Below are 18,415 nucleotides of genomic sequence, written 5' to 3' on the forward strand. Positions count from 1 at the left end.
CCGACGGCCTCCGGGAGGGTCCGTCAGAAGGCCGGCCACGGGATCGGCCGGTGGCCGTTCGGGCGAGGCATCACCGGCGCCTCGAGCAGATCGACGGCCCGCTCGTACAGGGCGGCGACCTCGTCGGACGTGATGTGCTCGCCCAGCCGCTCCCCGAAGTCGCCTTCGAGTGAGGTGATCAGTTCCGCGATGTCGACGACGAGCGGACCCGGCACCTCCGTCCCCGCCCATCCCCACAACACGGTCCGCAGCTTGTTCTCCGTGTGCAGGCAGATGCCGTGGTCGACGCCGTACACCGAACCGTCGAGCCCCTCGAGCGCGTGGCCGCCCTTGCGGTCGGCGTTGTTGATCAGCACGTCGAGGACGGCCATCCGCTGCAGCCGGGGGTCGTCAGCGTGGATGAGCGCGACCGGTTCGCCGTCCATGTCGGTGGCCCGCAGAATCTCGAACCAGCCCTCGGGCACGGCGTCGGGGGCGCAGATGTCGACCAGGTCGAGACCGCCGGTGTCGTCGCCGTGCCGGTCGGGGGTGTCGACCCAGCGCTGCACCATTCCCGGGCCGAACGGGCCGTCGCGCAGGAGCGTGCGAGGAATCACATTCCAGCCCAGCTTGTCGGACACGAGGTACGACGCGTACTCACGGCCGGCGAGCGTGCCGTCGGGGAAGTCCCACAGCGGACGCTCCCCGCGGACCGGTTTGTACACGCAGCGGACGGAGGTCTCGCCCGAGACCGCGTCGCAGACCAACGTGGCGTTGCTCGCGTGGGTGATCTGGCCGATGAGGGTCAGCTCGCCGGACTCGAGAGGATCGGACTCCTCGGCAGGCAACCGTCAGTCCTCCTCGTCCATTTCCGGGGTGAGTCCGAAGCTCTGGCCACGGCGGTACCCGTTGGTTCGAATGCAGATGTGGCCTTCGGGGGCGAGCGGCTCACCGCACAGCGGGCACGGCGCCCGTCCGGCGGCGATGACTCGTTCGGACCGCAGTGAGAAGTCCCGCGCCTGCAACGGGGTGAGGAAGACGCGCACGGCGTCCGGTCCGTCCTCGGAGTCGTCGAGGACTACGGATTCGTCGAACTCCGTCTCGCTGACCGCGAGCAGTTCCACCACGACGGCGCCGGCGTCGGCGTCCCAGCCCAGGCCCATCGTGCCGACCCGGAACTCGGCGTCGATCGGAGTGACCAGAGGGCTCGCGTCGTCGAGTTCGGCCCCCTCCGGCGGAACTTCCGTTCCGAACCGGCGGTGCACTTCCTCGAGGAGAAGCCCCATCCGGTCGGCGAGTACCTGAACCTGCTGTTTCTCCAACAGGACGCTGATCACTCGCGCCTCGTGTACCGCCTGGAGATAGAACGACCTGTCGCCGGGCTCGCCCACCGTCCCGGCAATGAATCGGTCAGGAGTGCGGAATACGTGAATTGCGCGTGACATTGCACCTCCTTCAGCTGGAGCCGGGCCCTACTGCGGCACTGCCCACTCGTTGTTCCGTCTCGGACTGTTCCTCGCAGTGTGCTGCGTTCATTATCCGTCAATCGTGTCTGCCGGGGTCCGGCTAATCGTCGCCGCCGGGGTCCGGCTAATCGTCGCCGCCGGGGTCCGGCTAATCGTCGCCGCCGGGGTCCGGCTAATCGTCGCCGCCGGGGTCCGGCTAATCGTCACAGGCGGACCTCCCCGCCGGGCACCGATCCGGATACTTCGGCGCGGGCGCCGTCGCCGGACACCGGTGGGGTGTTCACTCCGGACAGGTCGGCTCCGGTGTCGTTCATCTTCAGTACGTAGGGACGCGTGGAGGTGTACCGGACGACGCTGATCGAGGCCGGTTCGGCGACGATCCGCTGGAATCCGTCGAGGTGCGCTCCGAGGGCGTCCGCGAGGACCGATTTGATGACGTCGCCGTGTGAGCACGCCACCCACACGACGTCCCGGCCGTGCAGTTCCGCGAGCCGGGCGTCGTGTTCGCGGACCGCGGCGACGGCCCTGGCCTGGACCTGGGCGAGCCCTTCTCCGCCGGGGAAGACCGCTGCGGACGCGTGCTGCTGCACGACCTTCCACAGCGGTTCCTCGAGCAGGACCTTCAGCTCGCGGCCGGTCCATTCTCCGTAGTCGACCTCGACCAGGCGGTGTTCCACCACCGGGGTGAGGCCCCGTGCCCGGGCGAGCGGCTCGACCGTCTGCTCGCAGCGCACGAGCGGGGAATGCACGATCTCCTCGATGGTCACGTCCGCGAGGCGGGACACGATGGCCTGCGCCTGTTCGCGGCCGCGGTCGTCGAGTTCGACTCCTGGCGACCGGCCGGCGAGCGTGTGCGCGGTGTTCGAGGTGGACCGCCCGTGGCGCAGCAGCACAACTGTCATTGGCCCAGCCTAGTGTCGTGCACTCCCTGACCGCCCGATCTCAGGTGGCCGACACGACGCCGGTCGCGAGAAGCGACAGGAGGACGACGCCGAGGATGATGCGGTATCCGACGAACCAGTACATCGAGTGGTCGACGACGAATCGCAGCAGCCAGGCGATCGACGCGTAGCCGATGGCGAACGCGATCACCGTCGCGACGAGGAGTTGCGGACCGCTCGCGTTGAGACCCTCACCGGCCGGTTCGAATGCGTCGGGAAGGCTGAACAGCCCGGATGCGACGACCGCGGGGATGGCGAGGAGGAACGAGTAGCGCGCCGCGGCTTCGCGGGTGAGCCCGAGGAAGAGGCCGGCGCTGATCGTGCCGCCCGACCGCGAGACACCGGGAATGAGGGCGAGCGCCTGGGCCGAACCCATGATGATGCCGTCCTTGGCGCGCAGATCCTCGACGGGACGCACCTTCCGCCCGTAGTACTCGGCGGCCGCGATGACGAACGCGAACACGATCAGCATGGTGGCGATCAGCCAGAGGTTGCGGGCACCGGTGCGGATCTGGTCCTTGAACAGGAAGCCGAGCACACCCACCGGGATCGTGCCGATGATCACATACCAGCCCATCCGGTAATCGAGATCACCACGATGCTCGGGGTGCAGCAGTCCGCGGAACCACCCCGCGATGATCCGTCCGATGTCGCGGGCGAAGTAGATGAGCACCGCGGCTTCGGTGCCGAGCTGGGTGACGGCGGTGAAAGAAGCACCGGCGTCGTCACCGAAGAAGATCTCCGACACGATCCGGAGGTGACCCGAGGAGGAGATCGGCAGGAATTCGGTCAATCCCTGGACGGCACCGAGGACAATCGCCTGGAGCCAGGTCATCGCCTCCCCCATCACTCACCTGTCCCGTGGTCGAATGTGCTGTTCTGACGCCAATTTCCCGTGTCGCGTTCGTAATTCACCGGCGCCACGGTACCGGGGTGGGCGACCTCCGGCAGAATCCGGCGTGGCAGGACCACTGCCACGCGATACCCCACTACTCTGCACCTGTGGTGGCCGGTCCCGGAGGCAACAGCAGTCCCCGGGGGGGCAAGCCCGGGTTGCAGCTACAGCACGAGACGCAGGCGGTTATGGAACAGAGATCGGTCGGAGCAAGCGGGTTACGAGTGTCACGGCTCGGCCTGGGCACGCTCACTTGGGGTCGGGACACCGACGGCGACGAGGCGGCGGCGCAGATCGCATCGTTCGTCGACGCGGGCGGCACACTCGTCGACACCTCCCCCGCGTACGGCGACGGTGTGGCGCAGCGGATCCTGGCGGAACTGCTCGACGACGTGGTGCCGCGTGCCGAACTCGTCCTGAGCTCCAGTTCGGGCATCAATCCTGCCGGTCCGTCGCGCATCGACTGCTCGCGACGCGGCCTCGTCGCGCAGCTCGACGCCACCCTCCGCGAGCTCGGCACCGACTACCTCGACATGTGGCAAGTGGCGACCTGGGATCCGTTCACCCCGGTCGACGAGGTCGCCGCCACACTCGATTTCGCGGTGTCGAGCGGCCGGGTCCGGTATGTCGGAGCCAGGGGTTACCTCGGGTGGCAGCTGGCCACGGCGGCGGGCGCCTCCCGCGGCACCACACTCGTCGCCACTCAGGTGGAGTACTCGCTGCTGGCACGGGGCGTCGAGGAGGAGCTGGTTCCGGCCGCGGCGCACCACGGGATCGGCGTGTTCGCGGCGGTGCCCCTCGCCCGCGGGGTACTGACCGGCAAATACCGCAACGGCATCCCCGTCGATTCCCGCGGCGCCGACGACGCGCACGCACAGGACGTCCAGAGCTATCTCACCGACTCCTCGGTCCGGGTGGTCGACGCGGTCGTGACGGCGGCCGACGGCCTCGGCACGTCCCCGCTGGCCGTCGCGCTCGCGTGGGCACGCGACCGTCCCGGCGTCGCGAGCGCGGTCGTCGGGGCCCGGGACATCGCACAGCTGACCGGCGTGCTCGTCGCCGAGGAACTGGAGTTGCCGGCGGCGATCGCGGCGGCCCTCGACGATGTGAGCGCCTGACGCCGGCACGAGCCCGGCCGACGTGCACCTGCAGTTCACGTGCAGGGCAGGCTAACCTGGTGCCCACCGGCCGACGTCCGTAGATCTGCAGGAGAGTCCATGACCACGCTCAACGAGGCCGACGCGGCCGATCGCCGAACGGTCGGCTTCGCCGAGCGCATCAAGTCCGGCACGGACGCCGCTCACCGGGAGACCGAGCAGTCCCGTTTCGTCGGGGCCCTCCTCGCCGGCGAGCTGACCTCGGACGGCTACGCCGAACTGCTCGCACAGACGTACCTCGTCTACCGCGAACTCGAGGACGCCGGGCGTACTCACATCGGCAACCCCGTCGCGTCTCCGTTCCTCCACGACGAACTGCTGCGGGTCCCGTCGCTGGAGGCGGATCTCGAGTTCCTGCGCGGACCGTCGTGGCGCGACAGCGTGTCCGCGCTACCGGCCACCGCCCGCTACGTCGAGCGGCTCCGCGAGGTGGCGTACGGGTGGCCCGCCGGTTTCGTTGCGCACCACTACATCCGGTACATGGGCGACCTGTCGGGTGGGCAGATCATCCGGCGCATGCTCGAACGCACGTACGGGTACACCACCGACGGCCTGCAGTTCTACATCTTCGACGAGATCCCGAAACCGAAGGTGTTCAAGGACACCTACCGCGCGAAGCTCGACGCCGCGCCCCTGTCCCCGGAGGACCAGCAGCGGGTGATCGACGAGGTCAACCTCGCCTACCGCCTCAACGGCGACCTGTTCGCCGACCTCGAAGCCGGCATCGACCACTACCGCGCACGATGAGATCGGTGTCCCGGACCCGCACGAACAGGTCACTGTTCGCCGTTCTCGCCCTGCTCCTCGTGTCCGCGGTGGCGGTGTCGGCGTGCAGTTCCGGCGCCGGTGACAGTGTCGACGGCACCGGCGGCGCGCGCACCGCGGTCCTCGACGACCTGAATCCCGAACCTCTCGCGTCGCCGGCCTCACCGGCGTTGCCCGTCACGGTCCGCAGTTTCGACGGGGTGGACGTGACGATCACGGACGCGAGCCGGATCGTGACCGCGGACCGCTACGGGACGCTCACCGAGACGGTCTTCGCTCTCGGGCTCGGCGACAACGTGGTGGGCCGGGACATCGCCTCCGCGTTCCCGGCCGCTCAGGACGTTCCGGTGGTGACTCCGGGCGGGCAGTCTCTCAACGCGGAGGCCATTCTCGCTCTGGCGCCGACGGTGATCCTCACGGACACGAGCATCGGACCGCAGGCCGTGCAGGATCAGCTGCGGGCCGCCGGTATTCCGGTCGTCTACTTCGATCCGACGCGGACCCTCGACGGCGTCCCCGGCCAGATCACGGCGGTCGCGGACGCGCTGGGTGTGCCCGCGCAGGGCCGGGAACTCGCGGCGCGCACGGAAAGCGAGATTGCGGCCGCCCGGAGTCGCGCCCCCGGGGGTGACGACCCGCTGAAGATCGCCTTTCTCTATCTGCGGGGCACCGCGATCACGATGATCGGCGGCCCGGGCTCGGGCGCCGACTCGTTGATCGACGCTCTCGGCGCCGTCGACGCCGGCACCGCCTCGGGGATCACCCAGCAGTTCGCCCCGATCACCAGCGAGGCGCTGATCGCCGCCGCCCCCGACGTACTCCTGATGATGACGGGTGGACTCGACTCCATCGGAGGCGTGGAGGGGCTGGAGAAGATCCCCGGCGTCGCGCAGACGCCGGCGGGAAAGAATCAGCGTGTCGTCAACATGGAGGACGGGGTGCTGCTCAGCTTCGGTCCCAACACGGGTCGCGTCCTCGGCGCGTTGGCCGACGCCGTCTACCCGCCCGCCAATCCATGACCGTCGAAGACCTCGACGCTCCCGGCAAGCCTTCGTCACGCACTCGGACCGGTGCAGTTCTCGGTGGTCTGCTCATCGCCCTCACGGTCGCCGCCGTGTTCTCGGCCTGCATCGGACAGGTGCCCACCGGGCCCGGAGAAGTCGTCGGCAGCATCCTGCACCGCATCGGACTCGATCTCGGACCGATGCCCGCGCACCCCAGTGGTGAGGTGACTCTCTGGGAGGTCCGGTTCCCGCGAGTGGTCCTCGCCGTCCTGGTCGGGGCCGCGCTCGGGTGCGCGGGAGCGCTGCTCCAGGGTGTGTTCGCCAATCCGCTCGCCGAGCCGGGCGTCATCGGAGTGTCCGCCGGGGCCGCGGTCGGCGCCAGCGCCGCCATCGTGGTCGGTGGCGCGTTCGCCGCCGGGTGGACGGTCGCGGCCGCCGCCTTCGTCGCCGGACTGATCACCACCGTCGCCGTCTACGTCCTCGCCCGGCACGAGGGCCGCACCGAGGTGGTCACCCTCGTCCTCACCGGGGTGGCGGTCAACGCGTTCGCGGGCGGCCTCATCGCGTTCTTCACGTTCATCGCGTCCCCCGCGGCACGCGATCAGATCGTCTTCTGGCAACTGGGCAGCCTCAATGGGGCCACCTGGAACGCGGTCGCGGTGGTGGCGCCGATGACCGTCGCCGGGATCGCGGCCACCATGATGATCGCCGGGAAACTCGACCTGCTGTCCCTCGGCGAGAGCGCGGCGCGTCACCTCGGGCTCGACGTCGAGCGGCTGCGGCAGATCGCGGTGCTGATCGTCGCCCTGCTCGTCTCGTCCAGCGTGGCCTTCACCGGCATCATCCTGTTCGTCGGGCTGGTGGTCCCGCACCTGATGCGGATCGCCGTCGGGCCGGGCCACCGCGCCCTCATTCCGGCGAGCGCGCTGTGCGGATCCCTCGTCCTGCTGCTCGCCGACCTGGGCGCCCGATCGCTGGTCGCGAACGCGGATCTTCCCCTCGGCATGCTGACGGCCCTCGTCGGCGGCCCCTTCTTCTTCTGGCTGCTGCGCCGCACCCGGGCCAGCCAAGGCGGGTGGGCATGAGTCCGGCGTTCCACCCGTTCCGCACCCGCATCGGCGAGGCCATCGAGCAGAACCTGTTCCGGCGGACCGACCCGACGCCCCCGCCGCGACCCACCGGGGCCGTGACGCTGCGTGCGAACGGTATCGCGGTGACCCGCGGTGGCCGGACCGTGCTCGACGACGTGTCCGTGGACGTGCGAACCGGCGAGGTCCTCGTTCTCGTCGGCCCCAACGGGGCAGGCAAGTCCACCCTGCTCGCGGCGCTGTCGGGCGACCAGGACGTGCAGTCGGGCAGCGTGCACCTCGACGACCGCGACCTCGGCGACTGGACAGCCCTCGAGATGGCCCAGCGGCGCGCCGTCCTCCCCCAGCAGAACACCGTCGGATTCTCGTTCACCGCACGTCAGGTGATCACGATGGGCCGGTCCCCGTGGGCGCGCACACCCCGCGCCGACGACGACGCCGCCGCCATCGCCGACGCCCTGCGGATCTGTGACGTCGAGCCGTTCGCGGACCGGCCGTTCACCGCGCTGTCGGGTGGCGAGCGTGCCCGGGTGGCGCTGGCCCGGGTGCTGGCGCAGCGGACCGAGACGATCCTGCTCGACGAGCCGACCGCCGCCCTCGACCTCGGCCACCAGGAGACGGTGATGAGTCTGGCCCGCTCCCGCGCGGCGCAGGGCACCGCAGTGGTGGTCGTCCTCCACGACCTCGCGCTCGCCGCCGCGTACGCGGACCGGATCGTGGTCCTCGAGAACGGACGCGTCGCGGCCGACGGGCCACCCTCCGACGTCCTGTCCGAGGAGTTGCTCACCCGGGTGTACGGGCATCCCGTCGAGGTCATCGCACACCCGGTGACCGGTGCGACCCTCGTCCTGCCCCGCCGCGATCACCACTGATGCGTGGCGGTCAGAGTCCGTCGATGACCGCCCCCAGACGGCTGAGAACGGCACGCACGGTCATTCCGTCCTCCGGCCCGGCCGACAAGGAGTCGGGATCAGACACGGCATCTCTCACGACGGCGACGATGCTGCGTTCATCGGTGAGGTCGATCTCGCGTACCGACCGCCGCGCCGATGCCACGATGTCGTCCGGGGCCGGTACCTCGGTTTCGACGTCGGCGCGGTAGACCTCGACGTGCATCGTGCTCTTGCGCACCCGGAATGCGTAGGAGTTACCTTCCGCGGTCCGGCCGAAGCCGTGCGCATGCGGTCCGACCGAGATGTCTTCGACTGTGAACGTCTTCCATTCGGGTATTTCCACGGTCTTCTCCTCGATGACCTGGGCCGGCGGTCGGAAAACCGCCGGGCGCGGGGTCGATGCTCCTCACGGTATCGCCTCGGAACCCGCTCGGCACCGACCGAATTCGTGGGCGTTTCGCGGATCAGGGATGCTAGTGGACAGTTGTGCAGGTGTAGGTCGATGAGAGAACTCCGAGGAGCAGCACATGGGTAGACCGGGAGCGCGCATCGTCGCCTCGTGTATCGGACTGGTGTTTCTACTGGTCACGGGCTGTTCGTCGAACTCCGATGAGGATCAGGCGATCACGATCGCGCCCGCGAGTGCCGCACAGTCCCCCACCCAGAGCACCACCCCCGCCGGGGTCGTCCACGCCGTCGGCCTGCCGATCGATTCCACAACATTCGACCCCGAGACAGGCACGACCGTCGTCCTGGGAGGCGAGAACAATCAGATCCTGTTGTTCCCGGCCGGGGATTTCGCCGCCGCTCCGCGGGTGATCCCGCTGGACGCCGCCGTCGCCCAGGTCGCGCTCGCACGCGACGGTGTCGCGCTGCTCGCTATGAACACGCAGGTCGGACGCCTGGACCTGCGGACGGGCGAGGTGACGTATGTGCCCGCCGGCGGTGATGTGCGATCGGTAGCCGAACTGCCCGACGGACGCGTGGCGATGGGTCTGGGCAATGGCGAGATTCACATCCTGAACACGGAGACGAACGAATCACAGGTGATCGGCGGCTTGACGTCCGTCGACGGGCTGGCCGTGGTCGGCGAGTCGCTCACCGCACTCGACCGTGGTCAGACGTCCGTCACCGCCATCGACGTCCCCGGTTCCGCGCTCGGCGTAGCCCTGCGGGCCGGCGAGGGTGCCACACAGCTCACGACCGATCACTACGGGCGCATCCTCGTCACCGACACCACCGGAGACGAACTGCTCGCCTACACCACCGACACCCTGATGCTCCGCCAGCGCTTTCCCGCCGGACTCGCGCCGTACGCCGTCGCCTACGACGACGCCGCCGACCGGGCGTGGGTCACACTGACGGAGACCAACGAAGTGGTCGGTTTCGACCTGTCGAGTGGTGTGGGCGTGGAAACGGCACGTTATCCGACCGTCCGGCAGCCGAATTCCGTCGCTGTGGATACCGTGAACGGTGACCTCCTGATCGGTTCCGCGACGGGAGACGGCCTGCAGCAGATCCCGACGAGGAGTTCGTAGATGGCATCGCATTCACGTCGCCTCCCCTCCGGCTGGGAGATCGAATCCGAGGACTTCGAATACGTGCCGCTTCGGCTGCCACCCGACGTCACGCGCATCAGCGCCTCGATGAGACTGGCCATCCAGGCGGAGTTCGGTGGCTGGGAGCTGTCCCGGGTCCGCCTGTACTCCGACGGAAGCCGCCGCGTCCTGCTCAAACGAAGGAAAACAGCGCACCATGTCCCCGACCCCGCAATCTAGGGAGACCTCCTTGTACCACCTGCTGTTGAGGGTGATGTTCCGCGTTCCTCCGGAGCGGATTCATCATCTGGCCTTCGCTGCGATGCGCCTGGTCACGCGGTTCTCGCCGCTGCGCCGGCTCGTCGGGAAGGTTCTCGTAGTGGACGATCCGGTACTGCGCAACACCGTGTTCGGACTCGACTTCCCGGCGCCCCTCGGACTGGCCGCCGGGTTCGACAAGGATGCGACCGGGGTCGACGCCTGGGGTCCCCTCGGATTCGGGTTCGCGGAGGTGGGGACCGTCACCGCCCAGGCGCAGCCCGGCAACCCGGCTCCCCGCCTGTTCCGGCTGCCGGCGGACCGCGCCCTGATCAACCGGATGGGTTTCAACAACCACGGTGCGGGCAACGCCGCCAACCATCTCCGGCAGCGCCGCGCCGGTGTCCCGATCGGCGCGAACATCGGCAAGACCAAGATCGTCGACGCCGCGGACGCGCCGGCCGACTACACGGCGAGCGCACAGCTGCTCGGTCCGCTGGCCGATTTCATGGTCGTCAACGTCAGCTCCCCGAACACCCCGGGATTGCGGGACCTGCAGGCCGTCGAATCCCTCCGGCCCCTCCTGCAGGCGGTACTCGACAGCGTGACCGTCCCGGTTCTGGTGAAGATCGCACCGGACCTCTCCGACGACGACGTCGACGACGTCGCGGATCTCGCGGTCGAACTCGGGCTCGCCGGGATCGTCGCCACGAACACCACCATCCGCCGCGACGGGCTGAACACCCCCGACGACGAGGTGACGGCCATCGGTGCCGGCGGACTGTCCGGTCCCCCGGTCGCCGAACGGTCCCTCGAGGTCCTGCGGCGCCTGCACGCGCGCGTCGGTGATCGCCTGGTGCTGATCTCGGTCGGCGGTATCGAGACGGTCGACCAGGCGTGGGAACGGATCCTGGCCGGGGCGTCCCTCGTGCAGGGCTACACCGGCTTCATCTACGGCGGGCCCTTCTGGGCGCGTCGCATCCACCGGGGCCTGGCCCGGAAGGTGCGTGAGGCCGGCTATTCGTCCGTCGCCGATGCTGTCGGTGCGGGCGCCGTGCGCTGACCCACGCACACCGAGACCGGTGGCCGGCGAATCCCGAGGATTCGCCGGCCACCCGTGTTCTGCGGTGCTACCGGAACTACTGCTCGTACGTCCCCTGGATCTTCGCGCGGGCGATCGAGTGGGCGAACAGGTTGAATCCCAGGAACGCCGGCGTCGAATCGGCCGTGACCCCCTCGAGGGTGTCCACGTCGACCGCGTGGACCACGATGATGTAGCGGTGCGGTCCGTGGCCTTCCGGCGGAGCCGCACCGAGGAAACGGCGCAGTCCGGCGTCGTTCTTCAGGGTGATCGCACCGGCCGGGAGCCCGGTTCCGTCGTCGTCGCCGGCCCCGTTCACCAGCGTCGTCGTGTCGGCCGGAATGTTCGCGACCGCCCAGTGCCAGAACCCGGACGCCGTCGGCGCGTCGGGGTCGTAGACCGTCACCGCGAAGCTCTTGGTCTCGGCGGGGAATCCCGACCACGACAGCTGCGGTGAGTTGTCGTAGCCGCCGGCGCCGAAGATTCCGCTGACCTGGTCCTTGTTCAGCGGCTGCCCGTCGGTCACGTCGGTGGAGGTCAGCTCGAAACTCGGCAGGTCGGGAAGGGCCTCGTACGGGTCGTATGACATGCGTTTCCTCTCGTGTCGCGTATCGTTCTCGGATCAGCTGTGGAGCAGAAAATGTTCCAGCACGCGTGTACCGAACAGTAGTGCGTCGACGGGTACCCGTTCGTCGACGCCGTGGAACAGCGCGCTGAAATCGAGGTCGGCCGGCAACTGCAGTGGAGCGAACCCGAAGCACCGGACGCCCAGCTTCGCGAACGCCTTGGCGTCGGTACCGCCCGACAACATGTACGGCACCGTCCGGGCGCCCGGGTCGTGCGCGAGGATCGCCTCGTTCATGGCGTCCACCAGGTGCCCGTCGAACGTGGTCTCGTAAGAGTCGAGTTTCGTGATCCACTCACGCTGCACGTCCGGTCCGATGAGCTCGTCGACCGCTGCCTCGAACTCGGCCTGCCTGCCGGGCAGGATGCGGCAGTCGACGACGGCCTCCGCGGTCTGCGGGATCACGTTGGCCTTGTAACCGGCCGACAGCATCGTCGGGTTCGCGGTGTCGCGGAGGGTGGCGCCGATGATGTTGGCGATGGTGCCGAGTTTCGCGAGGGTGCCGTCGAGGTCGGGCGACTTCGGGTCGAAGTCGAGTCCGGTCTCCTCACCCGCCGCTTCGAGGAATTCGGCCACCGAATCGGAGATGACCAACGGGAACGTGTGCGCGCCCAGACGGGCGACCGCCTGCGCCAGGATGGTGACGGCGTTGTCGGTGTGCAGGAACGAACCGTGCCCGGCCCGGCCCTTGGCCGTCAGGCGCATCCAGCCGAGACCCTTCTCCGCGGTCTCGACGAGATAGAGCCTGCGGTCGGTGCCGTCCGGCCGCGGAACGGTCAGCGAGAACCCGCCGACCTCACCGACCGCTTCCGTCACACCCTCGAACAGATCGGGCCGGTTCTCGACGAGCCACTGGCAGCCGTACTTGCCGCCGGCCTCCTCGTCGGCGACGAAGGCGAACACGAGGTCACGAGGAGGAACGATTCCCTCGGCCTTGAACTGGCGTGCGACCGCCAGGATCATCCCCACCATGTCCTTCATGTCGACGGCGCCGCGCCCCCACACGTAACCGTCCTCGACGGCTCCGGAGAATGGATGCACGCGCCAGTCGGCCGGTTCGGCGGGGACGACGTCGAGGTGGCCGTGCAGCATCAGGGCGCCGCGGTCGGGGTTCGAACCCTTCAACCGCGCGAACACGTTGCCGCGGCCCGGCGCTCCCGACTCCACGTACTCGGTCTCGTAGCCCACTTCCTGCAGCTGGGCCGCCACCCACTCCGCACACTCGCGCTCGCCCTTCGTCGTCGCGAGCTCTCCGGTGTTGGACGTGTCGAAGCGGATCAGTGAACTGACGAGATCCACGACTTCGGCTTCGGCGCGACCCTGGCCTGGGGTTTCCTGTGTAGTTGGCACTCCACTTTCCTACCACCGGAGCAGCGGAAACGCTCAGGTGAGAGGGGCGATTTGGGGCCGTGGCGGTTCATCGGTTAATCTTTTGCAGCACCCAGGAAATGGGGGCAAGCAAGTCCGAGTGGCGGAATGGCAGACGCGCTAGCTTGAGGTGCTAGTGTCCTATTAACGGACGTGGGGGTTCAAGTCCCCCCTCGGACACTCTGAGTTGAGACAGACGAAAAGGCCCCGGTTCATCGAACCGGGGCCTTCTTCGTGAGAGGGCGAAGTTCGATGGGTGAAACAACGACGACGATCGATCCGGCGGATCTCGAGATCTGCCTGAAGGTCCTCGATCAGGCGGCGGAACTCGACGATGCGGATCCCGATTCCGTCACCGTCCAGCGTGCTGTCGGTCACCTCTTCAAGAAGTTGAAGAAGCGCAGGCGCCTCGCCGCCCGCGACGCCGTCTCCGAAGCCGACCGACAGGTGGTCGCCGCGACCGCGACGGGATCACCCGATCGGATCGACGACGAGACCGCGGGCATCCCGCTCACGTCGAACGCCGACGGCGCCTCCGCCGGCACCCTGATCCGGCCCCGCCCCTGCTACATCTGCAAGCAGCGCTACACCCGGGTCGACGCCTTTTACCACCAGCTGTGCCCCGAGTGCGCGGCGAAGAGCCGGGCCAAGCGTGACGCACGCGCCGACCTCACCGGACGCCGGGCGCTGCTGACCGGCGGTCGCGCGAAGATCGGCATGTACATCGCCCTGCGGTTGCTCCGCGACGGCGCCCACACCACGATCACCACACGGTTCCCCAACGACGCCATCCGCCGGTTCAAGGCGATGGAGGACAGCAGCGAGTGGATCCACCGCCTGCGCGTCGTCGGTATCGATCTGCGTGATCCGGCGCAGGTCGTGGCGCTCGCCGATTCGGTTGCAGCGCAGGGCCCGCTGGACATCCTGATCAACAACGCGGCGCAGACGGTCCGACGCTCCCCCGGCGCGTACAGCGCTCTGGCGGACGCCGAGTCCGGAGCCCTTCCCTCCGGCGACCTTCCCGACGTCCTGACCTTCGGAAAGACGAGCGACGCCCACCCGGCGGCACTCGCGGGTTCGCTGTCCGACGTGTCCGCGATGGCGGGCGCCGCGCTGTCCCCCGACGCGGTGAGCTCCCTCGCACTGGTCGCGAAGTCGGCGTCGCCCGATCGGATCGACCAGGGTCTCGCGATCGACGCCGGCGGCCTGCTGCCCGATCTGGCGCACACGAACAGCTGGGTCCAGACGGTCGAGGAAGTCGACCCGATCGAGCTGCTCGAGGTGCAGTTGTGCAACTCGGTCGCCCCGTTCATCCTCGTCTCGCGCCTGCGTCCCACGATGGCGGCGGCCGGCGCCCGGCGCAAGTACGTGGTGAACGTCTCCGCGATGGAGGGGCAGTTCAGCCGCGCATTCAAGGGTCCGGGTCATCCGCACACCAACATGGCGAAGGCCGCGCTGAACATGCTCACCCGCACCAGCGCCAAGGAGATGCTCGACGACGGCATCCTCATGACCGCGGTGGACACCGGGTGGATCACCGACGAGCGGCCGCACTACACCAAGATGCGCCTGGCCGACGAGGGATTTCACGCCCCTCTCGACCTCGTCGACGGTGCCGCCCGCGTCTACGACCCCATCGTCCAGGGCGAGCAGGGCGTCGATCTGCACGGCTGCTTCCTCAAGGACTACGAGCCCTCACCCTGGTGATCGACCACCGCCCGGACCCGCCGACGAGAGCACCGACACAGCCGGAGCACTACTCGGCACAGGGATAATGGGGGTCGTACCGATCCCTGAATATGGAGGCGCTTCATGGCGATAGCCGTTGTCCACCGAGACAGCCCGGAAGGCCGGGCGGCCATCGTCCACGCCGCCCGTGAGGCTGTGCAACGACGGGAACAGCTGCTCGTCCTCCACGTCCTCGACGACGACTCGGGGCAGGATGCCGAGTCCGACCGGTCCGCTCTGCGTGCCGAGATCCAGGCCACGCTCGAGGGCGGTGGGGTCGGCGAGTCGTCCTGGGAACTGCGCACCAACGAACACGACGGTGATCAGGTGAGCGCACTGTGCGCCCTGGTCGACAGCAGCGGCGCGGATCTTCTCGTCGTCGGCACCCGGCGGATGTCGCCGATCGGCAAGTTCCCCCTGGAACGATGGCTGCAGAGACTCCTCCTGGAGGTCGACATTCCGATCCTGGTGGTCAAGGAGGACGTGCGCCGCACCGCCTGAGCCGTTACCGCGCGGACCAGGCCGAACCACGCCTACGATGGCGTCAGGGGACACTTCGGATGTCAGGGGTGCATCGATGGGGAGCGTGGTCTTCTACGAGGTCGTCGCCGACGCCACAGCCGTCGCACACCTGATCTTCATCCTCTACGTCGTGTGCGGCGGGTTCCTCGCCTGGCACTGGCCGCGCACCATTGCACTCCACCTCGCCGCCGTCGCCTGGGGTTTCACCGGTCTCGTCGTCGGTATCGACTGCCCACTCACACACCTGGAGAGCTGGGCCCGGGTCCGTGCCGGGCAGGATCCACTCCCCTCGTCCGGTTTCATCGCCCATTACCTGACCGGGGTCGTCTACCCCGAATCCGCCGCCGGCGCGGTCCAGACCCTCGTCGCGCTGGCAGTGGTCGGCTCGTGGGTCGGCTACATCTTCCTCCGCGTCCGGACCCGGGCACCCCTCGCACCCACCCGCCCCGGCGGCGCCGGAGTCTGAGCCCGCCCGATCCCTACCGACGAGTAGGGTCGTGCCATGACAGACAGCGCACGTGAATTGGATCTCGTCGTCTACGGGGCCACCGGCTTCGTCGGCAAGCTTCTCGCCGACTATCTCGCACAGCACGCACCGGACGGAGTGCGGATCGCGCTCGCGGGGCGAACAGCCGCCAAACTCGAAACGGTGCGGTCCTCGCTCGGTCCGCGGGCGGCAGACTGGCCCGTCATCGTCGCGAACTCCGACGACGCCGCCTCCCTTGCCGCCCTGGCCGGACGCACCCGCGTGATCGCCACGACGGTCGGGCCGTACGCCAAGTACGGCCACGCCCTCGCCGCGGCCTGCGCCGAGGCGGGCACCGACTACGTCGACCTCACCGGGGAGGTCCTGTTCGCCCGCGAGAGCATCGACGCCAACCACGACCGGGCCCGCGCCACCGGCGCCCGCATCGTCCATTCCTGCGGATTCGACTCCATTCCCTCCGACCTCGGGGTGCACGTACTGCACGAGAAGGTCCAGGCCGACGGCGCCGGCGAACTCACCGACACCACGCTGGTGGTCACGTCCGTACGCGGCGGCGTCAGCGGCGGAACGATCGACTCACTGCGCACGCAGGTGGACGTGTCGAAGAAGGATCCGGCGCTCCGACGTCTCGCCGCGTCCCCGTACTCACTGAGCCCCGACCTCTCGAAGGAACCGGATCTCGGCAGGCAATCCGACATGGGCGTGATCAACGGCAAGGACATCGCCCCGGATCTGAAGGGATGGAAAGCGCCCTTCTTCATGGGCCCGTACAACACCCGGATCGTACGGCGCAGCAACGCTCTCCGCGACTGGGCGTACGGCCGGAAGTTCAAGTACCGCGAGGTCATGAACGTCGGAAGCTCACCGCTCACACCGGTCGTCGCGGGTGCGGTGGCGGCCGGACTCGGCGCGATGATCGTCGGGATGGCGGTCCCGCCCACGCGCTACATCCTCGACCGCGTCCTGCCCTCGCCGGGCGACGGACCCAGCGAGGACGCACAGCGCAAGGGTCACTTCACCATCGACCTGTACACGACCACCACCACGGGGGCGCGATACACGTCGCGGGTGAAGGCGAAGGGCGACCCCGGATACAGCGCCACCGCGGTGATGCTCGGCGAATCCGCGTTGAGCCTCGTGCTCGGCGGCGACGCACTGCCGGACGCGGCCGGAGTCCTCACTCCGGCGACGGCACTCGGCGACGTGCTGGTGACACGTCTGCGCGACGCGGGCTTCGAGATTTCCGCGCGAAATTTGTGAGCGATCGGGCGCGTGTGAAGATGACACGCGCCCATCCCTCCCGCTAATGTCGATCCTTGTGCGCGGAGGACCGCGCACGCGACGAGAGACACGGGAGTCCGAGTGAACGGCACGAGCGCGCAGGCAGGCCCCGCGGCCTCGCTCGCCCTCATGCCCTTCTGGCCCTCCCGCCGAGGCCATGCCTTCGACCAGGGATGTTGCTGACCAGCCTGCTCGCTGGTTTGTTGCTGCCCTGACGGTTCGCTCTCTCGGTCGGAGTCTCGATGTTCAAGCTCTTGATTTTCACGCTGGTCGGCGTGGGTGCCCAGTTGGTCGACGGCGCTCTCGGCATGGCCTTCGGCGTGACTGCGACCACCCTGCTCGTGTTCAGCGGCGTCGGGCCTGCGCACGCCAGCGCTGCGGTGCACTTCGCCGAGGTCGGCACCACCCTCGCGTCCGGTGCGTCGCACTGGCGGTTCAAGAACATCGACTGGCCCCTCGTGCTGCGCCTGGGCGTCCCCGGCGCCATCGGCGCATTCCTCGGCGCGACCGTGCTGTCCCAGCTGTCGACGGCGGCCGCGGTCCCCGTGACGTCCACGATCCTGCTGGCGATCGGCGTCTACGTCCTCCTCCGCTTCTCGATCCGCCCGCCGGCCGTCAACGACGCCCGAACCTCTCCGCACACGGCGAAATTCCTCTCGCCGCTCGGACTGTTCGGCGGTTTCATCGACGCGAGCGGCGGCGGCGGTTGGGGTCCGATCACCACCAGCACGCTGCTGTCGCGGGGCAAGACCGCACCGCGCACCGTCATCGGTTCGGTCAGCGCATCGGAGTTCCTGGTGTCTGCCGCGGCGAGCATCGGATTCATCTTCGGCCTGGGCAGCGACTTCTTCGACAACATCCCCATCATCGCGGGCCTGGCCCTCGGCGGCATGCTCGCCGCACCCATCGCCGCGTGGCTCGTCAGCCGGGTGCCCGCGACCCTTCTGGGAACCGGCGTCGGCGGCATCATCATCATCACCAACGCGCAGAAGCTGTTCAAGACGTTCGACGTGGCCGGCGTCGCCGCCGCCCTCGGATACATCGCGCTCGTCTCGGTCTGGGCCGGGTTGCTCGTCGTCGCGTGGCGCCGTTCGCGTCTCAGCGCTGCGGAGGCCGCCGGCGATCTGCACCGGATCGACGCCGACAGCGACACCCCGGCCGAGTCGGAGGCCCCGTCCCTGGAGCCGTCCACCGGCGACAAGGTCTGAGCAACCCTCCCCGCCTCAACTCTGTCGATTCACCGTCGGACATCGCCACACCGCATCCTTACCAGCGGGTAACATTGGCCGTGGTTCATGGCACCTGTCCGGTGCTCCGAAAACGGAACAGTGAGGCTTTT

At 68.7% G+C, this 18,415-nt stretch carries 20 protein-coding genes and 1 tRNA gene; 14 read left to right on the forward strand and 7 right to left on the reverse strand.

Going from position 1 to position 18,415, the window contains the following annotated elements; genetic code table 11:
- Positions 1 to 23: 23 nt before the first annotated feature.
- The 4 genes from RJ1_RS20490 to RJ1_RS20505 all read right to left on the reverse strand — a co-directional run bounded on the left by RJ1_RS20490 (position 24) and on the right by RJ1_RS20505 (position 3,233).
- On the reverse strand, positions 24 to 827 hold the full coding sequence (locus tag RJ1_RS20490; RefSeq protein WP_073363306.1) for an SCO1664 family protein: 804 nt from the start codon (positions 825 to 827) through the stop codon (positions 24 to 26).
- Between the two features lie 3 nt (positions 828 to 830).
- Positions 831 to 1,424, reverse strand: coding sequence for a DUF3090 domain-containing protein (locus tag RJ1_RS20495; protein WP_005243068.1), 594 nt, complete (start codon positions 1,422 to 1,424; stop codon positions 831 to 833).
- Between the two features lie 224 nt (positions 1,425 to 1,648).
- A complete protein-coding gene (locus RJ1_RS20500; protein ID WP_073363308.1) occupies positions 1,649 to 2,347 on the reverse strand; it encodes a histidine phosphatase family protein in 699 nt (232 codons plus the stop codon).
- Between the two features lie 40 nt (positions 2,348 to 2,387).
- A complete protein-coding gene (locus RJ1_RS20505) occupies positions 2,388 to 3,233 on the reverse strand; it encodes an undecaprenyl-diphosphate phosphatase (protein ID WP_073363311.1) in 846 nt (281 codons plus the stop codon).
- A gap of 236 nt (positions 3,234 to 3,469) precedes the next feature.
- Between RJ1_RS20505 and RJ1_RS20510 the strand changes: the two genes are divergently transcribed.
- The 5 genes from RJ1_RS20510 to RJ1_RS20530 all read left to right on the forward strand — a co-directional run bounded on the left by RJ1_RS20510 (position 3,470) and on the right by RJ1_RS20530 (position 8,167).
- Positions 3,470 to 4,399, forward strand: a complete 930-nt coding sequence (locus tag RJ1_RS20510; protein ID WP_073363313.1) for an aldo/keto reductase — start codon at positions 3,470 to 3,472, stop codon at positions 4,397 to 4,399.
- 99 nt (positions 4,400 to 4,498) lie between these two features.
- Entirely contained in the window at positions 4,499 to 5,185 is a 687-nt protein-coding gene (locus RJ1_RS20515) for a biliverdin-producing heme oxygenase (protein WP_073363316.1), read from the forward strand.
- Complete coding sequence (locus RJ1_RS20520; protein ID WP_073363318.1) at positions 5,182 to 6,222, forward strand: heme/hemin ABC transporter substrate-binding protein; 1,041 nt, start codon at positions 5,182 to 5,184, stop codon at positions 6,220 to 6,222. The genes RJ1_RS20515 and RJ1_RS20520 overlap by 4 nt, the downstream gene beginning before the upstream one ends.
- Positions 6,219 to 7,292, forward strand: coding sequence for a FecCD family ABC transporter permease (locus RJ1_RS20525; protein ID WP_073363321.1), 1,074 nt, complete (start codon positions 6,219 to 6,221; stop codon positions 7,290 to 7,292). The genes RJ1_RS20520 and RJ1_RS20525 overlap by 4 nt, the downstream gene beginning before the upstream one ends.
- A complete protein-coding gene (locus RJ1_RS20530; RefSeq protein WP_073363324.1) occupies positions 7,289 to 8,167 on the forward strand; it encodes a heme ABC transporter ATP-binding protein in 879 nt (292 codons plus the stop codon). Before RJ1_RS20525 ends, RJ1_RS20530 begins: the two co-directional genes overlap by 4 nt.
- A 10-nt stretch (positions 8,168 to 8,177) precedes the next feature.
- On the opposite strand, the gene RJ1_RS20535 is transcribed toward RJ1_RS20530, so the two are convergent.
- Complete coding sequence (locus RJ1_RS20535) at positions 8,178 to 8,531, reverse strand: hypothetical protein (RefSeq protein ID WP_073363326.1); 354 nt, start codon at positions 8,529 to 8,531, stop codon at positions 8,178 to 8,180.
- Positions 8,532 to 8,715: 184 nt separating this feature from the next.
- Here RJ1_RS20535 and RJ1_RS20540 point away from each other — a divergent pair, with 184 nt between their 5' ends.
- The 3 genes from RJ1_RS20540 to RJ1_RS20550 are packed head-to-tail and all read left to right on the forward strand — an operon-like array spanning position 8,716 to position 11,047.
- On the forward strand, positions 8,716 to 9,726 hold the full coding sequence (locus tag RJ1_RS20540; protein ID WP_073363328.1) for an NHL repeat-containing protein: 1,011 nt from the start codon (positions 8,716 to 8,718) through the stop codon (positions 9,724 to 9,726).
- Positions 9,727 to 9,966: a DUF5703 family protein gene (locus tag RJ1_RS20545; protein ID WP_005243088.1), complete on the forward strand. Its 240-nt coding sequence runs from the start codon at positions 9,727 to 9,729 to the stop codon at positions 9,964 to 9,966.
- Positions 9,967 to 9,976: 10 nt separating this feature from the next.
- Positions 9,977 to 11,047, forward strand: a complete 1,071-nt coding sequence (locus RJ1_RS20550) for a quinone-dependent dihydroorotate dehydrogenase (RefSeq protein ID WP_073363331.1) — start codon at positions 9,977 to 9,979, stop codon at positions 11,045 to 11,047.
- 76 nt (positions 11,048 to 11,123) lie between these two features.
- On the opposite strand, the gene RJ1_RS20555 is transcribed toward RJ1_RS20550, so the two are convergent.
- Both RJ1_RS20555 and RJ1_RS20560 read right to left on the reverse strand, forming a co-directional pair.
- Positions 11,124 to 11,654 (reverse strand): YbhB/YbcL family Raf kinase inhibitor-like protein, encoded by a 531-nt coding sequence (locus tag RJ1_RS20555; protein ID WP_073363333.1) that lies wholly within the window; start codon positions 11,652 to 11,654, stop codon positions 11,124 to 11,126.
- Positions 11,655 to 11,687: 33 nt separating this feature from the next.
- Positions 11,688 to 13,040 (reverse strand): M20/M25/M40 family metallo-hydrolase, encoded by a 1,353-nt coding sequence (locus RJ1_RS20560; protein ID WP_073363336.1) that lies wholly within the window; start codon positions 13,038 to 13,040, stop codon positions 11,688 to 11,690.
- A 112-nt stretch (positions 13,041 to 13,152) separates the two neighbouring features.
- On the opposite strand from RJ1_RS20560, the gene RJ1_RS20565 reads away from it, so the two are divergent.
- From RJ1_RS20565 to RJ1_RS20590, 6 genes are all read left to right on the forward strand, one after another.
- Positions 13,153 to 13,238, forward strand: a tRNA-Leu gene (locus tag RJ1_RS20565).
- Positions 13,239 to 13,310: 72 nt separating this feature from the next.
- A complete protein-coding gene (locus tag RJ1_RS20570; protein WP_073363339.1) occupies positions 13,311 to 14,765 on the forward strand; it encodes an SDR family NAD(P)-dependent oxidoreductase in 1,455 nt (484 codons plus the stop codon).
- Positions 14,766 to 14,870: 105 nt separating this feature from the next.
- Complete coding sequence (locus RJ1_RS20575; RefSeq protein WP_073363342.1) at positions 14,871 to 15,287, forward strand: universal stress protein; 417 nt, start codon at positions 14,871 to 14,873, stop codon at positions 15,285 to 15,287.
- Positions 15,288 to 15,363: 76 nt separating this feature from the next.
- Positions 15,364 to 15,774, forward strand: a complete 411-nt coding sequence (locus tag RJ1_RS20580; protein WP_073363344.1) for a DUF2784 domain-containing protein — start codon at positions 15,364 to 15,366, stop codon at positions 15,772 to 15,774.
- A gap of 36 nt (positions 15,775 to 15,810) precedes the next feature.
- Entirely contained in the window at positions 15,811 to 17,055 is a 1,245-nt protein-coding gene (locus tag RJ1_RS20585; RefSeq protein ID WP_073363346.1) for a saccharopine dehydrogenase family protein, read from the forward strand.
- A gap of 263 nt (positions 17,056 to 17,318) precedes the next feature.
- Positions 17,319 to 18,284: a sulfite exporter TauE/SafE family protein gene (locus RJ1_RS20590; RefSeq protein ID WP_073363349.1), complete on the forward strand. Its 966-nt coding sequence runs from the start codon at positions 17,319 to 17,321 to the stop codon at positions 18,282 to 18,284.
- Positions 18,285 to 18,415 lie beyond the last annotated feature (131 nt).

Source organism: Rhodococcus jostii NBRC 16295 (genome assembly GCF_001894825.1).
Classification (GTDB): domain Bacteria; phylum Actinomycetota; class Actinomycetes; order Mycobacteriales; family Mycobacteriaceae; genus Rhodococcus_F; species Rhodococcus_F jostii.